This is a genomic window from Stappia sp. MMSF_3263 (assembly GCF_030733745.1).
Lineage (GTDB): Bacteria > Pseudomonadota > Alphaproteobacteria > Rhizobiales > Stappiaceae > Stappia.
On record NZ_JASHIK010000002.1, the window covers coordinates 255,351 to 273,020 of the forward strand.

Annotated in this window: 18 protein-coding genes; 3 read left to right on the forward strand and 15 right to left on the reverse strand. The window is 64.9% G+C overall.

All coding sequences use genetic code 11. The annotated features are described in order from the left end of the window. From ribH to RBB46_RS04085, 12 genes are all read right to left on the reverse strand, one after another. The gene (gene ribH, locus RBB46_RS04030; RefSeq protein WP_306027595.1) at window positions 1-447 is read right to left on the reverse strand and encodes a 6,7-dimethyl-8-ribityllumazine synthase; all 447 of its coding nucleotides are present in this window, start codon (window positions 445-447) and stop codon (window positions 1-3) included. 195 nt (window positions 448-642) lie between these two features. Further along, window positions 643-1,245 (reverse strand): riboflavin synthase, encoded by a 603-nt coding sequence (locus RBB46_RS04035; protein ID WP_306027596.1) that lies wholly within the window; start codon window positions 1,243-1,245, stop codon window positions 643-645. Between the two features lies 1 nt (window position 1,246). Beyond that, complete coding sequence (gene ribD / locus RBB46_RS04040) at window positions 1,247-2,377, reverse strand: bifunctional diaminohydroxyphosphoribosylaminopyrimidine deaminase/5-amino-6-(5-phosphoribosylamino)uracil reductase RibD (protein ID WP_306027597.1); 1,131 nt, start codon at window positions 2,375-2,377, stop codon at window positions 1,247-1,249. A gap of 20 nt (window positions 2,378-2,397) precedes the next feature. Next, the gene (gene nrdR, locus RBB46_RS04045) at window positions 2,398-2,874 is read right to left on the reverse strand and encodes a transcriptional regulator NrdR (RefSeq protein ID WP_306027598.1); all 477 of its coding nucleotides are present in this window, start codon (window positions 2,872-2,874) and stop codon (window positions 2,398-2,400) included. 91 nt (window positions 2,875-2,965) lie between these two features. Beyond that, window positions 2,966-4,276: a serine hydroxymethyltransferase gene (gene glyA, locus RBB46_RS04050; protein ID WP_306027725.1), complete on the reverse strand. Its 1,311-nt coding sequence runs from the start codon at window positions 4,274-4,276 to the stop codon at window positions 2,966-2,968. Between the two features lie 240 nt (window positions 4,277-4,516). After that, on the reverse strand, window positions 4,517-4,720 hold the full coding sequence (locus RBB46_RS04055) for a serine hydroxymethyltransferase (RefSeq protein WP_306027599.1): 204 nt from the start codon (window positions 4,718-4,720) through the stop codon (window positions 4,517-4,519). A gap of 115 nt (window positions 4,721-4,835) precedes the next feature. Beyond that, window positions 4,836-6,089: a murein L,D-transpeptidase gene (locus tag RBB46_RS04060; RefSeq protein WP_306027726.1), complete on the reverse strand. Its 1,254-nt coding sequence runs from the start codon at window positions 6,087-6,089 to the stop codon at window positions 4,836-4,838. Window positions 6,090-6,469: 380 nt separating this feature from the next. Further along, complete coding sequence (locus RBB46_RS04065) at window positions 6,470-6,982, reverse strand: transcriptional regulator LdtR (protein WP_306027600.1); 513 nt, start codon at window positions 6,980-6,982, stop codon at window positions 6,470-6,472. Between the two features lie 437 nt (window positions 6,983-7,419). Next, window positions 7,420-8,316 (reverse strand): 3-hydroxyisobutyrate dehydrogenase, encoded by an 897-nt coding sequence (mmsB, locus tag RBB46_RS04070; protein ID WP_306027601.1) that lies wholly within the window; start codon window positions 8,314-8,316, stop codon window positions 7,420-7,422. 70 nt (window positions 8,317-8,386) lie between these two features. Beyond that, a complete protein-coding gene (locus RBB46_RS04075; RefSeq protein WP_306027602.1) occupies window positions 8,387-8,797 on the reverse strand; it encodes a DUF6163 family protein in 411 nt (136 codons plus the stop codon). Between the two features lie 41 nt (window positions 8,798-8,838). Then, window positions 8,839-9,906, reverse strand: a complete 1,068-nt coding sequence (locus tag RBB46_RS04080; RefSeq protein ID WP_306027603.1) for an enoyl-CoA hydratase/isomerase family protein — start codon at window positions 9,904-9,906, stop codon at window positions 8,839-8,841. 85 nt (window positions 9,907-9,991) lie between these two features. Beyond that, window positions 9,992-11,131, reverse strand: coding sequence for an isobutyryl-CoA dehydrogenase (locus RBB46_RS04085; RefSeq protein ID WP_306027604.1), 1,140 nt, complete (start codon window positions 11,129-11,131; stop codon window positions 9,992-9,994). Window positions 11,132-11,434: 303 nt separating this feature from the next. Between RBB46_RS04085 and hemB the strand changes: the two genes are divergently transcribed. Then, window positions 11,435-12,403, forward strand: a complete 969-nt coding sequence (hemB, locus tag RBB46_RS04090) for a porphobilinogen synthase (protein ID WP_306027727.1) — start codon at window positions 11,435-11,437, stop codon at window positions 12,401-12,403. 166 nt (window positions 12,404-12,569) lie between these two features. Here hemB and RBB46_RS04095 read toward each other — a convergent pair whose 3' ends face one another. Beyond that, on the reverse strand, window positions 12,570-13,463 hold the full coding sequence (locus tag RBB46_RS04095) for a LysR family transcriptional regulator (protein WP_306027605.1): 894 nt from the start codon (window positions 13,461-13,463) through the stop codon (window positions 12,570-12,572). 105 nt (window positions 13,464-13,568) lie between these two features. Here RBB46_RS04095 and RBB46_RS04100 point away from each other — a divergent pair, with 105 nt between their 5' ends. Together RBB46_RS04100 and RBB46_RS04105 are read left to right on the forward strand one after the other, a co-directional pair. Then, entirely contained in the window at window positions 13,569-14,432 is an 864-nt protein-coding gene (locus RBB46_RS04100) for an SDR family oxidoreductase (protein WP_306027606.1), read from the forward strand. Window positions 14,433-14,465: 33 nt separating this feature from the next. Then, entirely contained in the window at window positions 14,466-14,939 is a 474-nt protein-coding gene (locus RBB46_RS04105; RefSeq protein WP_306027607.1) for an AtaL-like protein, read from the forward strand. Between the two features lie 268 nt (window positions 14,940-15,207). On the opposite strand, the gene RBB46_RS04110 is transcribed toward RBB46_RS04105, so the two are convergent. Both RBB46_RS04110 and RBB46_RS04115 read right to left on the reverse strand, forming a co-directional pair. Then, window positions 15,208-15,975, reverse strand: coding sequence for a hypothetical protein (locus tag RBB46_RS04110; protein WP_306027608.1), 768 nt, complete (start codon window positions 15,973-15,975; stop codon window positions 15,208-15,210). Window positions 15,976-16,242: 267 nt separating this feature from the next. Then, complete coding sequence (locus RBB46_RS04115) at window positions 16,243-17,652, reverse strand: PLP-dependent aminotransferase family protein (protein WP_306027609.1); 1,410 nt, start codon at window positions 17,650-17,652, stop codon at window positions 16,243-16,245. Window positions 17,653-17,670 lie beyond the last annotated feature (18 nt).

Genomic DNA, 17,670 nt, shown 5'->3' on the forward strand with positions numbered 1-17,670 from the left:
TCAGACCCCGAGGCGATCCCGGACCGCGATCATGTCGAGCGCGGCCTGCGCGGCGGCACCGCCCTTGTTCTTCTGCTGGACATCGGCGCGCGCCCAGGCCTGCTCGCGGTTCTCCACCGTGAGGATGCCGTTGCCGAGCGGCAGGGCCGCATCGATCACCAGTTCCATGACGGCGCGAGCGGATTCGTTGGCGACAATGTCATAGTGGCTCGTCTCGCCGCGGATGACGCAGCCAAGCAGGACGAAACCGTCGAAATCGGCCTGGCCGCTTTCCATGGCGGCAAGCGCCATCGCCAGCGCCGCCGGGATTTCAAGCACGCCCGGGACGGAGATGCGGGTCACGTCGGCGCCATGGCCTTCGAGAACCTCGGTCGCGCCGGCAAGGAGGGCGTCGGCAATATCGTCGTAGAAGCGGGCGTCAATGATCAGGATGCGGGGAGTCGTCATGTCGCTCTCGTCGCTTTCGTGGTTCTCGGGCCGGTCGCGCGGCAAGGCGCCGAAGGGCGCGCGGGAGGAACCGGCCGGGCAGCCGGCGGAGCCGGCTTCAGGGTGCCGGTAGGAACCATGTCGGGCAGCGTTTGTCCAGCGCGGATTGCCCGGGGCTGCCATGCCTCCATCGGGAGCTCTGCAGGATGCCGGGGTTCAGCGGTATTCGGCAAGCCGCGCCGCGTAGCGGGCCATCATGTCGACCTCGAGATTGACCTTGTCGCCGACTCCGCGCTCGGCCCAGGTCGTTGCCGTCAACGTGTGCGGGATGAGGAAAACGGTGAACGTGTCCCCCTCCACCTCGTTGACGGTCAGCGAGGTGCCGTCGAGCGCGACACCTCCTTTTTTCGCGATGAAGCGGGCGCTATCCTGCGGCACGCGAAAGCGGAAGAAGACGCTGTCGGGATGATCCTGGCGGGCAATGATCTCGGCGACGCCGTCGACATGCCCCTGAACGACATGACCGCCGAGCTCGTCGCCGATCTTCAACGAGCGTTCCAGGTTGACACGGTCGCCCGGCTGCCACGCCCCGACCGTGGTCAGGCGCAGCGTTTCGGCGGCGGATTCGATCTCGAACCAGTTGCCGGTGTCGCCCTGCCCCCTGGCGGTGACCGTGTGACAAACCCCGCCGCAGGCGATGGAGGCGCCGATGTCGATCCCCTCCGGATCGTAGAGCGTGTCGATCCGCGTGCGCAGACCGGCCGGAATCTCCGTCACGGACGCGATGCGCCCCACGTCTGTGATGATGCCGGTGAACATGTCAGGTCTCGCTTCTGTCGCGTACATAATGGGTCATGGTGTCGGCGCCAACCGTCCGTTGCCCGACAGTCCGGTAGCCCGGATCCTGAGAGACGAGGTCGACACCCCGGTCGCCGAAGGGCGGGATGCCGCCCTCCCCGATCACCAATTCGCTCTGTGAAATGATCACCTCGTCGGCAAGGTCGGCATCGAGGAAAGCGCGGGCGATCGCCGAACCGCCCTCCACCATCAGTTTGGTGATGCCGCGCTGGCCAAGGGCCCGCACCGCGGCCTGCGGCTCGATGCGGCCGTCCTTGGGACGCGCCAGGCGGATCACCGTACAGCCGGCGCTCGTCAGCGCCTCGGTCCGTTCGGGATCCGCGTCGGCGGCGACAAGCAGCCACAACGGCACCTCTGCGGCAGTGGCCACGAGATTGCTGTCGAGCGGCAGGCGGGCGCTGGTGTCCAGGATGATGCGCACCGGCGAGCGGTGGCCAAGGCCCGGCAGCCGGCAGTTGAGAACGGGATCGTCGGCGAGCGCCGTTCCGATACCGACAAGGATGCCGTCGCATTCGGCCCGCAGGATGTGGACCCGGCGGAAAACATCCTCGCCGGTGATCGCGATCTGGCCGGCCCCGCTCTTGCCGATATAGCCGTCACGGGAAACCGCGAGCTTGAGCACGACCTGGGGCCGGCCGCGCGTCAACCGGCTGACATGGCCGGCATGAAGCGCCGCGCAAAGGTCCTCGCGAATGCCAGAGGCAACCTCGACGCCGGCATCGCGCAGCATGGCGACGCCGCGTCCGGCAACGCGCGGATTGGGATCGAGCAAGCCGATGACGACGCGCCTGACGCCGGCTTCGGCGAGCGCCACCGAACAGGGCCCGGTGCGCCCCTGGTGCGAACACGGCTCAAGCGTAACGTAGCAGGTGGCGCCACGCGCCTTTTCGCCTGCCTCCGTCAGGGCAACGACCTCGGCATGCGGCCCGCCGGGCGGGCGTGTGTAGCCGCGCCCGACAATCACCGGACCGTCACCGTCGTCGCGCACGATCAACGCGCCGACGGCCGGGTTCGGCCAGACACGACCAAGCGCACGCCTCGCGTAGGAGGCCGCGGCAGCCATGAAACGATCGTCGTTCCAGCCGTTGGACATGCGCGTGATACGTCCGTCGATCAGGTTTCGTCGAGCGCTGCGGCGTCCGGCCCGCTCATTTCGTCGAGCAGCGCCTCGAAATCCTTGGCTTCGCGGAAGTTCTTGTAGACCGAAGCGAAGCGGACATAGGACACGTCGTCGATCACCTTGAGGCCTTCCATCACCAGGTTGCCAATGTCGCTCGCCTTGACGTCGCTTTCGCCCGAGCTTTCAAGCTGGCGCACGATGCTGCTCACCATCCGCTCCAGACGATCCGGCTCGACCGGGCGCTTGCGGGTGGCTATGCGCACCGATTGCATCAACTTGTCGCGGTCGAACGGGACCCGCCGGCCGGTGCGTTTCAATACGGTGAGTTCGCGCAACTGGATGCGTTCGAAAGTGGTGAAACGCCCGCCGCATTCCGAACAGATCCGGCGACGGCGGATTGCGGTGTTGTCCTCCGTGGGACGCGAGTCCTTCACCTGTGTGTCGTCACAGCCGCAATAGGGGCACTTCATGCGTTACATGGCTCCGGATCGGCGGATCACCGCGGCCCCCCATGGGCGGCGGTCCCCGATGTCTGGCCCGGGGGCGCGCGCGCCACCTGCCTCAAAGCGTCGGATAGATCGGGAAGCGGTCCGTCAGCGCGATCACCTTGGCCTTCACCCGCGCCTCGACCTCGGCATTGCCGTCATCGTCGTTGGCTGTGCGCAGCCCGTCCAGGACCTCGCCGATCAGGCGGCCGATCTCGCGGAACTCGCTCTGGCCGAAGCCGCGGGTGGTGCCCGCCGGCGTCCCGAGACGAATGCCCGAAGTGACGAAAGGCTTCTCCGGATCGAACGGAATACCGTTCTTGTTGCAGGTGATGTTGGCGCGGCCGAGCGCTGCCTCGGCGCGCTTGCCGGTGGCGTTCTTCGGCCGAAGATCGACCAGCATCAGGTGGTTGTCGGTGCCGCCGGAGACGATGTCGAGCCCCTGCTCCTGCAGGCTCGCGGCCAGCGCCCTTGCGTTGTCGACCACCGCGCGGGCGTAGCTCTTGAACTCCGGCTGCAGTGCCTCGGCCAGGGCAACGGCCTTGGCAGCGATCACATGCATCAGCGGACCGCCCTGCAGACCCGGGAACACCGCCGAGTTGATCTTCTTGGCGATCGCCTCGTCATTGGTCAGGATCAGGCCGCCGCGCGGGCCGCGCAGCGACTTGTGGGTCGTCGTCGTGACCACATGGGCATGCGGCACCGGCGAAGGATGGACGCCACCGGCCACAAGGCCCGCGATATGCGCCATGTCGACCATCAGGTAGGCGCCGACCGAATCGGCGATCTCGCGCAGGCGCTTCCAGTCCCAGACGCGCGAATAAGCCGTGCCGCCGCCGATGATCAGCTTCGGCTTGTGCTCTTCCGCGGCGCGGGCGATGGCGTCCATGTCGAGCAGGTGGTCATCCGCGCGCACGCCGTAGGAGACAACGTTGAACCACTTGCCGGACATGTTGACCGGCGACCCGTGGGTCAGATGGCCGCCCGAGTTGAGGTCGAGGCCCATGAACGTGTCGCCCGGCTGCAGCAGCCCCAGGAACACGGCCTGGTTCATCTGGCTGCCCGAGTTCGGCTGGACGTTGGCGAATTTCGCGCCGAACAGCTCCTTCGCGCGCTCGATGGCCAGCGTCTCGACCACGTCGACAAACTCGCAGCCGCCATAGTAGCGCTTGCCGGGATAGCCTTCGGCATACTTGTTGGTGAGGATGGTGCCCTGCGCCTCGAGTACGGCGCGCGAGACGATGTTCTCCGAGGCGATCAGCTCGATCTCGTGCCGCTGACGGCCGAGTTCGCTGGTGATTGCGGCATTGATCTCCGGATCGGCGTCGGCAAGCGAGCGCGTGAAGAAGTCCGGATAAATCGGCGAGTCGAGTGTGGTTTCAGTCATCGACATCGTCGGTCCCCTCTAGCAGTCCTGAAGTGAGATCAGTCGCGTATCGTGAACGCTGGCGCCGCGATCGCTTGCGAATGAGGGTGGATCGCGGATGCGGCACGGATGCGCCCTGCCCGCAAACCGCCCCCGGGTCGGTCAATCCAAAAGGCACCGCCAGATAACACAGCCACCGGCGCGAACCAAGGCCCATTGCCGTGGCGCGACGTCACGCCGGCTCACAATGCAAGGAGCGTTTCAGACCTTGCCGGTCTCGCCTGCGAGGCGCCGCATCAACTTGCGCAGCGCCAGTTGCCGCAGGTCCGATTGCGCGGCCTGCACCGGGCCGAGAACCACCACCTCGATGCCGGTCGCGGCATCGATCGCGGTGACTCGGACCTGGCGTCCGACCGGCCTGAACTCGAAATAGACCTCGCCCCTGGGCGTGCCGTCCGTGCTCATGACGCCCGATCACCTTGCGCGAAGGTGCGGCGGGCAGCCGGGAAAGGCACGCCCGGGCGCGACCGGAACTGGCGCGAATGCGACAGGGCCGCACAAACGCGGCAGACCCTGGCGATCACTGCGGGTTAATTCCCGCCGTGGCTTCGCTCATCAGCAGGCCGTCGCGGTTGTAGATGTCCTCGCGGAAGTGGACGACACCCTCGGCCGTCGCCCATGCGGTGACATAGGCCATGTAGATCGGGATCTTCGACTTCAGCTTGACGTCCTCGCGGGTTCCGGCCCGGATCGTCTCGTCGACGCGGGCGCGGTCCCAGTCCGGCGTGGTGCTGGAGAGCAGCCAGGTGATCAGCTCGCGCACGTTCTGGACGCGAACGCAGCCGGAGGAATGGAAGCGGTAGTCGGACCCGAACAGCGACTTCGACGGGGTGTCGTGCAGATAGACCTGGTGCTTGTTGTGGAAGTTGATGCGCACCGATCCGAGCGAATTGATCTCGCCCGGCTCCTGACGAAACTGGTACTGGGTCGCCTCGTCGGTGCTCCAGTCGATCTGCTGCCAGGCAAGCTCGTTGCCCTTCCAGTCGAAGATGCGGATGCGGTTCTTGTCGAGATAGGCCGGATCCTCGTTCATCTTCGGGATCAGGTCCTTGCGGATGATCGAGACGGGCACAGTCCAGTAAGGATTGAAGTTGAGCTCGTAGATGGAGGAATTGAGGATCGGCGTCTGGCGGTCGATCTTGCCGACAACGGCGGTGTGGCGCGAGCGGACGCGGCCGTTCTCGACGGCCTCGATCTCAGCCGCCGGGATATTGACCATCACGTAGCGGTCGCCGAGGAAGCCGGACATGGAGCGCAGGCGCACCAGATTGGTCTCGAGCTGCGACAGGCGCACGTCGGCGGGAACGTTGAGGGCGACGAGGGTGGACTTGCCGACGACACCATCCGGCGTCAGCCCGTGGCGCAGCTGGAAGCGGCGCACCCCGGCATCGACATAGGAATCGAACGTGTCGGAGAGGCCGGCGGTCTGCTCCAGGTCGCCGGAGGCCATCAGCCGGCGGCGCAGGCTGACCACATGCTCCTCGCGGACGCCGAGTTTCATCGCCTTGCGGCTGCTCGTCACCATCGGCCAACCGCCCTGCTGGACAATGGTCGAGTAGCGCTGGATCGCATATTCGACGTGGGAAGCGGTGTCGGGAGACAGCGTCGGGAAGGACGATTCCATCGCCTGCAGGCTGCGCATCGTGGTGTCGAACTGGTCGCGCCACTCGATCCGCTGCTGCTGCTGGAGCAACGCCTGGACCGGAGCCGGCTGCGCTGTGGCCACCTGGGTGCCGCCAACGGCCATCAGGCCCGCCAGCCAGAGGCCGGTCATGCCGCCACGCGCGATCCGCGCCTGTTTCGCGAAAAGGTCGGTTGCTCGATATCCCACCGTGTCGACTCCAGTCCGGTATCCGAAAATAAAGGTCTCGTTAGGGATACTTCGGCGGAATTAACAAATACTCACACGCCGCCCAGCCCATTCGGTCGGCGCGATTGCGGTGCGCGGACCATTCTGCCGCCATGTCAGTGACATGACAGCAAATCGATAGCCACCCCATTATGGCACATTCATGTCGCACCGCCAGAAAAGCGCCGCCCCACGCCGGTTCGGGGGGCAGAAATGCGTCGAGCTGTCCCGTGGCAAGGCACGGGACAGCTCGAAGGCGGATTTTCGATGTGGCCGCTCCAGGCGGCGGCGGAGGCCGCCGTCTCTTAGAGCCGGTAGAGGATCTGGTCGGTCCAGAAACGCTCGAGGCGGCGCAGCGAGCGGTTCAGCACCTTGAAGTCGTCCGGGCCGATCTCGCCGACCTGCTCGACCGACAGCATGTGCCGCTCGTAGAGCGTGTTGACCTTCTCGGCGACGTCCTTGCCCTTGTCCGTCAGGCTGACGCGGACCGAACGGCGGTCGGTGCGCGAGCGCTGGTGATGGATGAAGCCCATGTCGACAAGCTTCTTCAGGTTGTACGACACGTTGGAACCGAGATAGTAGCCGCGGGTGCGCAGTTCACCGGCCGTCAACTCGGCATCGCCGATGTTGAACAGCAGCAGCGCCTGCACGCTGTTGACGTCCGCACGACCCTCGCGGTCGAACTCGTCCTTGATCACATCCAGCAGCCGCCGGTGCAGACGCTCGACAAGCGTCAATGCTTCCAGGTAGAGCGGCTTGATGTCATCGCTGTCTTCGGCCTGCATTGCTGCATCGACCGCCTTCTTTGCCGTCATCATCTGTTTGCGCCTCATGTATTGTTTGCGGTGCGTTTTTTGTCACCTTGAGACAGAGATTACCGGCCGGCCTCTAAAATCCGCTTAAAAAGGAGACTAAATCTTCGGTTAACGGGTGAATGCAATGCAGGATGCCAAAAACGAGAATTTGTTAAGGATAAATACTGCCGGGTTGCGGGCAGAATTTGCCAGCAATCTCAACCGCGCCCCGGCGGCAGCCCGCAAAAGCCGCCCTGCACGTCGAAAGGATGCACGCAGGAGCACGTAGGTACGCGTCCCGATACACGCGTCCCGCGTTGGAGCGGTTTCATGCACTTCTCCTGCCGGCAGGAGACGCAACGCCCCTCACTTCCGCTTCCGGAGACGAAAAACGCGCCGGATCGACTCCGGCGCGTCCGATTTTTTTCGGCACGATTTTCACGGCGCGATCCGGTGCCGGATCAGGCGTCCGTCTTGCCGCGCAGGAAACGCACGATGCCGGAGAAGTCGGTGCCGCCCTCGCCGGAGTTGCAGAACATGTTGTAGAGCGCCGCCGCTTCCGCCCCGAGCGGCGTCGAGGCCCCGCTTGCATGGGCGGCTTCCTGGGCGAGTTTCAGGTCCTTCAGCATCATCGCCGCCGCGAAACCGGGCTGGTAGTCGCGATTGGCCGGTGAGGTCGGCAGCGGCCCCGGAACCGGACAATAGCTCGTCAGCGACCAGCACTGGCCGGACGCGGTCGAGGAGATGTCGTAGAGCTTCTGCGCGTCCAGTCCGAGACGCTCGGCCAGCACGAAGGCCTCGCTGACGCCGATCATGGAGATGCCGAGCAGCATGTTGTTGCAGATCTTCGCCGCCTGGCCGGTGCCGGCATCGCCCGCATGAACGATGGTCTTGCCCATCACGTCGAGATAGGGATGAGCAGCCTCGTAGGCCGCTTCGGGACCGCCGACCATGAAGGTCAGCGTGCCGCCGGCAGCACCCGCCACACCGCCGGATACCGGCGCGTCGACCATCGGCATGCCCGCCGTTTCGGCAGCGGCAGCCACGGCGCGCGCGCTCTCCACGTCGATTGTCGAGCTGTCGATCAGCAGCGTGCCGGGACGGGCATGGGCGAGAATGCCGTCGTCCCCGGTATAGACCTTGCGCACATGCGCCCCGGCTGGAAGCATCGTCACCACCACGTCGGCGGAGGCGACCGCCTCGGCGACGCTGTCGACCGGCATGCCGCCGGCCTCCTTAAGCCGGGCCTTGGCGTCCGGCGACAGGTCGAGGCCGCACACCTTGTGACCCGCCTTGACCAGGTTGATCGCCATCGGCCCGCCCATGTTGCCAAGCCCGATGAAACCTATTGTCGCCATTCCCTGCACTCCCCGATTGCCTGCCCCTTGCGGGCGGATACTCTTGCTCGATTGCGCGCCGGCCGTCCGGTCAGCTTCGCTGTTCCCTGTCGCTCAGATAGAGAAGCACCAGATAGATCGCGATGGTCGTCAGGTAGAACGCGATCTCATAAGGACGCCGGCCGAAAATGTCCGAGAACAGCGAATGCATGACGACCTGCGTCAGCGCCCGCGTCAGCCACATCACGGCGCCCCATGAAACGGTCAGCCACAAGCCGATCGCAGCAACCAGATCGATCACCGCGAAGAACACCGTCGCCGTCTGCCATTCCACCGGCATGTCCCAGAACCACAGGCCGCGCCAGGGGACGATGCCGACGATACGGGCCCAGTGGATGAGACCCGCCCCGATCAGCATGATGGCCATGCCCCGCAGGTACCAGACGAGAATCTGCGACCATGCGGGCCGGTTCTTCAGATAGTCGAGCAGCAGCTCGTTCATCGTTTTCCGCTTTCTGTCCCCGGTGGCTTCACCCTGTCCGGTCAGACGTCGAGATCGCCACCCTCGGGCGGCGCGAAATGGGCAAGCACCGCGTCCTCGGAGACGTCGGCGAGCGTTGCCGGCGACCAGTGCGGCGCGTTGTCCTTGTCGACGATCAGCGCACGCACGCCCTCGTAGAAGTCATGACCTTGCAGGATATGGCTGACGATCCGGTATTCCAGCCGCATGCAGGCCTCGAAATCGGCCTCCCCGCCGCGCCGGAGCTGGGCAAAGGACAGCAGCACACTGGTCGGCGATTTCGACCGGATCGCGGCAGCAAGGCCGCCGGCCCACTCCGCATCCGCATCCGCATCGGACGCCTTGCCCGCGACCGCATCCAGCGCGGAGAGTATCTCCGCGACGCTCGGCTTGCCGAACAGTTCGGCGATGCGCGGCGCGCGCGCGGCCAGCGACGGGGTCCCCGCATCGTGACGCGCGGCGAAGCGGGCCAGAACGGCGTCGACATCCACTTCCTCGCCGAGCGCCTGCGTCAGCGCATCGAGATCGGCGGAAGCGACCGCATGGGTGAGGATCCCGGTCCACAGCGCATCGGCCTGCTTCAGGCGGCCGGCGGAGAGCGCCGCCATCATGCCGGTCTGGTCCGGCATGCGCGGAAGAAAGTAGCTGCCGCCAACATCGGGGAAAAAGCCGATGCCGGTCTCGGGCATGGCGAAAGTTGTGCGCTCCGTACCGACCCGGTGGCTGCCATGCACGGAGACGCCGACGCCGCCACCCATGACGATCCCGTCGACCAGGGCCACGTAAGGCTTGGAATAGCGCTTGATGCGAACGTTGAGCCGGTATTCATCGGCGAAGAAGGCGCGCTGTGCCGGATCGCCGGCCTTGCCCATGTCGTAGACGCGGCGAATGTCGCCGCCGGCGCAGAAGGCCTTTTCGCCGGCCGCACGCACCAGGACGAGACGGACCGAGGCATCGCTTTCCCAGGCGGCCAGGGCCTCGGCCATCCGCAGGACCATGTCATGGGTCAGGGCATTGAGGGCCTTGGGCCGGTTCAGCGTGACGACGCCGGCATGGCCGATGCGATCGAAAAGAATTTCAGGCTCACTCATCAATCATCCTCAACAAATATATAGGATCACTTGTCCAATTCACCGGTCGACTGAAATCACGGCAGCCATACCAGGCGCGTTTTGGTCAGTCCTTGAGCAAATCCCTTGCGATGATCACGCGCATGATCTCGTTTGTACCTTCAAGGATCTGGTGAACCCGGACATCCCGCAGGTAACGCTCCACCGGATAGTCACGCAGATAGCCGTATCCGCCATGCAATTGCAACGCCTCGTTGACCACCGCGAAGCCGACATCGGTCGCCATGCGCTTTGCCATCGCCGCCATGCGTGTCGCATCCGGGGTCTTGGCATCGACCCGCGTCGCCGCCTTGTGAAGCAGCAGCCGCGCCGCCTCCAGATCCGTCGCCATGTCGGCAAGGCGGAACTGCAGCGCCTGGAATTCGGCCAGCGCCTTGCCGAACTGCTTGCGCTCCTTGAGATAGGCGATCGAGCGTTCCAGGCAGCTTTGCGCAGCGCCGAGCGAACAGGCGCCGATGTTGAGCCGGCCACCGTCGAGGCCGGCCATGGCGATGGAAAAGCCCTGCCCCTCCTCGCCGATGCGGTTTGCCACCGGCACCCGGCAATCGGAGAAATTCACCTGCGCGGTCGGCTGGCTCTTCCAGCCGAGCTTGACCTCCTGCGCGCCGAAGGACAGGCCCGGCGTGTCTTTCTCGACGACGAGACAGGAAATGCCCTTCGGTCCATCCCCGCCGGTGCGCACCATCACCACGTAGACGTCCGACATGCCGCCGCCGGAAATGAAGGCCTTGGAGCCGTTCAGCACATAGTCATCGCCTTCGCGCACCGCGCGGGTGCGCAGGCTGGCGGCATCCGAGCCGGCGCCCGGCTCGGTCAGGCAGTAGCTGGCGAAATGCTCCATCGAGCAAAGCGCGGGCAGGAACCGCCGGCGCTGCTCCTGCGAGCCAAAGCGGTCGATCATCCATGCGGCCATGTTGTGGATCGAGATATAGGCCGCCGTCGAGGTGCAGCCACGCGACAGTTCCTCGAAGATCACCGCAGCATCAAGGCGGCCAAGCCCGGACCCGCCGACATCGTCGCCCACGTAAATCCCGCCAAAACCGAGTTCGGCGGCCTTGCGCAGCGTTTCGACGGGAAAGAAGGATTTTTCATCCCACTCTCCTGCGTGAGGCTCCATCTCGTCGCGCGCGAACTGCCGGGCGACGTCCTGAAAGGCGCGTTGGTCCTCACCGAGAGCGAAATCCATGGGCCTGTACCCTCCCCCTTGTCCGGTCCGCCGCCGGTTGCCTTTTCGTTGCATCTAACTGCCGGTGACCCTGCGCAGGTCAACGACGCCGTGGCGGTGAAGGTTGGATATCGGGCGTCCGGCCCTGCGTCAATCAGGCCGTGGGTCGCATGCCATCAGCACCTTCCGGTCGCCCGCCTTGCGGTGCTAGGTTCGCCGGACAGGCACAGCTCACAAATCACGGACGATGCGATGAACGCCCCCCAGCCTCCTCATTCCCGCCTCCCGTCAGCCAATGTCGACGCGGCCACCGGCGGCCGGCGCATGCGCCGCAACCGGCGCACGGACTGGTCGCGCCGGCTGGTGCGCGAGAACACGCTCACCGTCGACGACCTGATCTGGCCGCTGTTCCTGACCGATGGCACCGGCGTCGAACAGCCGGTGGCCTCGATGCCCGGCGTCACCCGCTACTCCGTCGACCGGATCGTCGCACAGGCCGAGATCGCCGCCGAACTCGGCATTCCGGCAATCGCGCTCTTCCCCAACACCGATCCGGCGAAGCGCGATGCGATGGGCTCCGAGGCGCTCAACCCCGGCAATCTGATCTGCCAGGCATGCCGGTCGATCCGGGCGGCGGGACTGCCGGTCGGCATCATCACCGACGTGGCGCTCGACCCCTATACCAGCCACGGCCATGACGGGCTGATGGACGGCGAGACGATCCTCAACGACGAGACGGTGGAACAGCTTGTCGCCCAGGCGCTCCTGCAGGTCGAGGCCGGCTCCGACGTGATCGCCCCCTCCGACATGATGGACGGGCGCGTCGGCGTCATCCGCTCCGCGCTCGACACGGCCGGCTTCCAGGACATCCAGATCATGTCCTATGCGGCGAAATATGCCTCGGCCTTCTACGGCCCGTTCCGCGACGCGGTCGGCACCAACGCGACGCTGGTCGGCGACAAGCGCACCTACCAGATGGATCCGGCCAACACGGACGAGGCGCTGCACGAGGTCGAACTCGACATCGCCGAGGGCGCCGACATGATCATGGTCAAGCCGGGCATGCCCTATCTCGACATCATCCGCCGGGTGAAGGACACGTTCCTGCGGCCGACCTTCGCCTATCAGGTGTCGGGCGAATACGCGATGATCCAAGCCGCGGCGCAGAACGGCTGGATCGACGGCGAACGCGCCATGATGGAGAGCCTGATGGCGTTCAAGCGCGCCGGCTGCGACGGGGTGCTGACCTATTTCGCCGTCGATGCGGCGCGCAAGCTCACCGGCAGGGGCTGAGCCGCGGCGGGCGTCAGGGCCCGGTGGTCAGCATCTGTCGTCTGCGGTCCGACGCGGAGGGCGGCTTGGGGGCGCTCTGTTCGCCCTCGGAAGGCATTTGCCGCAAACCAAACGTGGGCGCGTCGCGAACCGCCCTTGACGCCAACGCCGTTCGGCAAGCTTCACTTTATTTTCCCACATACGCGGCCAGTTCGTCCGGTGTCCCTTGCGGAAAGGCTTCTCTCAAGAAGTCGAGAAACGCCGACACACGGGCGCTCAGCAGCCGACGTGTTGGATAGAGCGTCCACAGAGCGATGTCCGGTCCTTCCACGTTACCCCAATGCACCAGCGTGCCGGCAGCAAGGTCGTGACTTACCAGCGACACGGGAAGACGCCCGGCGCCCACCCCCATTCGCACTGCATCACGGACCATGACGAGTGACGACAGGCTCAAGATCGGATTGACCTCAATCCTCGATTTCCCCGTCGGCGTCGTCACGTTCCAGACATCGTTTTGGCGGACCGGCCCGCGTACGACGGCCGGAACGACCGAGCCGTCAGCGTCTGGCGTCAGGTTCGGGCTCGCTACGACCACCAGCCGATCTCGAAGGAAGGCCCGACCGACGAGGCTTTCATCCGGCTCCGGGTTGACCCGGATCACCAGATCATAGGCTTCCTCGATCATGTCGACAGGCCGGTCCTCGGTCGTAACTTCAAGCCGGACCTCCGGATATTTCAGCGCAAAACCAGCGGCGAGCTTTCCCATCGCGATCTGAGAAAAGAGCAAAGGCGCACTTATCCGCAATCGACCCCGCGGACTGTGCCCACCCGAGGCGATCGCTGCAGCCGTCTCATCGATTTCGGTGAGCAACTGGCCAGTCCGCTCAAACAGTGCACGTCCTTCCTCGGTCAGCTTCAGTGCGCGCTTTCCCCGCTCGAACAGGCGCAAGTCGAGGCTGGCCTCCAGTTCCGCGACACGGCGAGACAGCGTCGCCTTCGGGCGCCCAGCGGCACGAGAGGCTTTTCCAAACCCGCCGTGGCGGGCGACCAGGTTGAAGTCAGCGAGGGCAAGAAGGTCCATGTGTTCCACCAGTGAGACTCTCCGTTCAGATATAGCGGCTAGTGGCAGGAATATGGATCACTAATTTGAGAACAGCCAATCGGCCCTACTCAAGGAGTGACCCCAATGACCATTCTCGTGACCGGCGCGACCGGCAATGTCGGAAGCAATGTTGTCGAACAACTCGTGAAGCGTGGCGCGGATGTGCGCGCTCTCGTCCGCGACCAGTCGAAGGCAAGTTTCCCCGACAGCGTCGAAGTCGTCCAGGGCGACCTGCTCGACGTCGCCTCGCTGCGCGGCGCCATGACCGGCGTCTCCACGCTGTTCCTGCTGAACGGCGTTGTCGCCGATGAATTCACCCAGGCGCTGATCGCGCTCAACGTCGCCCGCGAGACCAAGATCGAGCGGATCGTCTATCTCTCGGTGATCCACAGCGACATCTACGTCAACGTGCCGCACTTCGCGGGCAAGTTCGGCGTCGAGCGGATGATCGAGCAGATGGGGATGAACGCCACCATCCTGCGCCCCGCCTACTACATGGACAACGAGATCACGATCAAGGATATGGTCACCGGCTATGGCATCTATCCGATGCCGATCGGTGACAAGGGCCTCGCCATGATCGACGCACGCGACATCGGCGAGATCGCCGCGATCGAGCTGATCCGGCGCGAACAGTCGCCCACCCCGCTCCCGCTCACACGCATCAATCTGGTTGGCCCGGACACGCTGACCGGCGCAAGCACGGCCGCCATCTGGAGCGACATTCTCGGCCGCACGGTCGCCTATCCGGGCGAGGACACCGCCGGGTTCGAGCAGAACATGCGCCAGTTCATGCCCGGCTGGATGGCGTTCGACATGCGTCTGATGGCCGAGCGCTTCCTGAGCGACGGCATGCTGCCCGAGGCCGGCGATGTGAACCGGCTCGCCACGCTGCTCGGCCGCCCGCTGCGCACCTACCACGATTACGTGGCACAGATCGCCGGCTGACCGTCCAACCTCTCCTGAACAAGGGCCACCAACATGATCTATTCGACCGCCACCATTCCGGTGAACCCGGAAGGCGAAACCCCGCTCACCCGCGAGCAGGTATGGAAGGGCCTCGAGTTGAAAGCGCGCGACGCCCGGCTGTTCCTCCCGCCCGGCCTGTGCACCAAATGCGACGTCTCCGAGGAAAGCGCGACGCTTTTCGTCCGTGACGCCACGATCGCCGGCGCCGATCTGCGCGAGATCATCGTGCTCGAACCGCAACACAGGGTCACCTTCTTCCAGGCGACCGGGCCACGCGAAGGCGCGATCATCAACGAACTGTTCGAGGATGATGCCGGCGAACTGCAAATTCGGTTCTACTGCTACATCGGCCTGCGTGGCAAAGAGCCGAACGGCCCTGAGGAGCACGCCGAACAGGCGCGGTTCGACAGCGACCAGGGCTACAAGGCCGCCCTCCGCTCGACGCTGAAACGCACCCGCGAGTTGCTGGCGGATGGTTTGCTCTAGAACGGATTGAGCGACCAGTTGGCCTGTTCTCGTTTCCAGCAGACAGGCCCGCCCTCCTTCCATGAAGCAAGCGTCTATCGTGACCGTGACAACATCGCGACGACGCGATATTTGCGCCAGCGCCTCCTGGATGAACAGCCGCTTACAGCACTGACAGATGTGACGTCCCCGACGAAACGATCGCCGGGGAACGCAGCTCAGGCAGTCATCCGATCGCTTTCACTCCCGTTTCAGGAAGATCGGGCAGAACGGATGAGGAGCCGTGACGTCAGGTGACGACACCTCCGGTCTGAACGATCCTTCCGGTTCCGGGCAAATGTGCGCTCTCGAGGTCGGCGAAGCCGTTCTTGTGAACGAGGTAGGTATGGCAATTGAAGTTGCCGTGAACATAGATGTTGCGCGCCACGACTGACCCGTCCGCCACGCCGATGAAGCGCGTCATGTCGCTGACGCCGTCCGGCCATATCTGCGTGCTGTCGTCGATCGTGATGATCCCGCCCGTGTAGGCGTGAATATGCGTGTCGCACGTGCCCCTGATGGCATACGGATCCTTGACGAATATCAATCCTAGATACGTCGCGGACATGTGATCCGCTTTTTTTCGTTCTCCGGTTTTCTTGTCCACGCGGTAGGAGTCGGTGAACGATACTCCCGCCAGGACAATGATCTGGGCGGCATAGTAGGCACTGCAACTCGGCAGCCAGATGTTCTTAACGGCAACGGGGTTGATGGAGCTGGTGTTGACCACTCCTCCTCCGTCGGCGACTTCGATTTTCGCCCCGCCCTCGTTCTTGCCATGCACGTGGATTTCGCCGCCACCGATCGCTCCGGGAGCAACCGTAAGCCCCTGCGAATAGACACCGTCCGCGAGCAGAAACGTCACCGTCCGCCCCCCGAGACTTACGTTCTCCTGCAGATGCGCATAGGCCTCTGGCAGCGAACTGAATGCGGTTTCCCCAGTCAGGCCGTCTCCCCCAAGAGGCTTCGACGGGTCAATGTGATAAGATTTATCTTCCTTAAGTAAAAGCCGGTTCATTTGCCCCTCCACTCCATTATTCTTGTTCTGAACAGCTAAAATTCACATCATCTCCCGATGTGACCACGCTTAAAACTGCGCGAAATCCATATTTTGCAAAAGCCCGCAGGGTCAAAATGGAAAATTCATTTTGACCCAATGATGAAATTGACTCCATTCCGAGAAATTCGCAATCAATTTGGCAGAATATCCTGCCTATTTCTTGTCGCCGATGAACGCCCCCCGATATCGCCGCCGACCATTCATTGTGGACCTGACGTCAATCCCCTACGGGACAAGGCCGGCCATCGGCGGGCGGGCGTCGCGTAGGGCCGCGAGCTCGGCGATCGCCGTTCGAAACGTCGTCTCATCAGGGACGGAGGCAAGGCAGAGCCGCACCGCCTGCGGGGCGGCGCGCTGCTCGACCGCAAAGAACCGCGCCGGCGACACGCGGATGCCGGCGGTCTCTGCCTCGGCTGCAAACCCGTCCGCCGTCCAGTTTTCTCCCACCGGCAGCCAGGCAAGCCCGCCCGCCAGCCGCATCCGGTCGAGATCGGAAAACGCCCCCGCGACGTGATCGGCGCGGCGGACCAGCCCCCGTCGCAGGCGGGCGAGCCGCGCCTCGAATTCCGGATCGGCGAGAACGCGGACGGCGGTCTGCGTCAGGATCGGCGAGACCATGAGGTTGAGCGCGTTCTGTACCGCCATCACCTTGCGGGCAAGCGGCCGGGGCGCGGCGACGTAGCCCACCCGGAGCACCGGCGCCACGCATTTCGACAGGCCGGTGACAAGGACTGTCGTGTCCGGTGCGAGATGCGAGAAGCCCGGCACCCGATCCGGCTCAAGAAAGCCGTAGACCTGGTCCTCGACGATGGGAACGCCGTGTCGCAGGGCGACCTCGGCCAGTAGCTCGCGGCGGCGCAGCGGCATCGTCCGACCGGTCGGGTTCTGCACCGCCGGCATGAGGAAGACGCAAGAGACGGACGAACGTCGGCAGAGCGCGTCAAGCGCATCCGGATCCATGCCGTCCTCGTCCATGCGCAGGGGCAGCAGGCGCTCGCGGATCGCGGCGGCCGCGCCGATCACGCCCGGATAAGTGAGCGCATCGCAGGCAATGCCGCCGCCCGGCTGCTGCAACGCGAGGAAGACGGCCGAAAGCGCTGCCTGCGCCCCGGCGGTGACGACGATCTCGTCAACCGCCAGGCCCTCCCGCCAGCGTGACAGGAAGGGGATTGCCCCTTCGCGCTCACCGCCATCCTCTTCGACCCCGCGATAGGCGAGCGAGACCGAGTGTCCGGCGACCATCGCGGTCGTCTGCTGCAAAGCCCGGGTCAGCAGCGGACCGGCATCCTCCATCAGGAACCCATTGACGCTGAAATCGGCAAGTGGGCGGTCCCGTGCCGAGTCCGGCTGCCTCGCCTGCCCGCGCGCCTGAGGAAAGGCCAGTTTTCGATCGCCCCCGCCGATGAATGTGCCGCGGCCGACCTCGCCATGGGCCAGCCCCGCCGCGACAAGCCCGCGATAGGCGCGCGCCACCGTGCCCGGCGCGCAGCCGAGCTTCCAGGCGGCCTCGCGGATCGGCGGCAGGCGCTCGCCTGGCGCCAACCGCCCGTCCTCGATGCCGCGCCGAAGATGTTGCTCGAGAGCGCGGGCGCCGGGAACCGCGCCTTCGTCGGCAAGTTGCGAGAATATTGTCATGAGCACAATGTTATCATT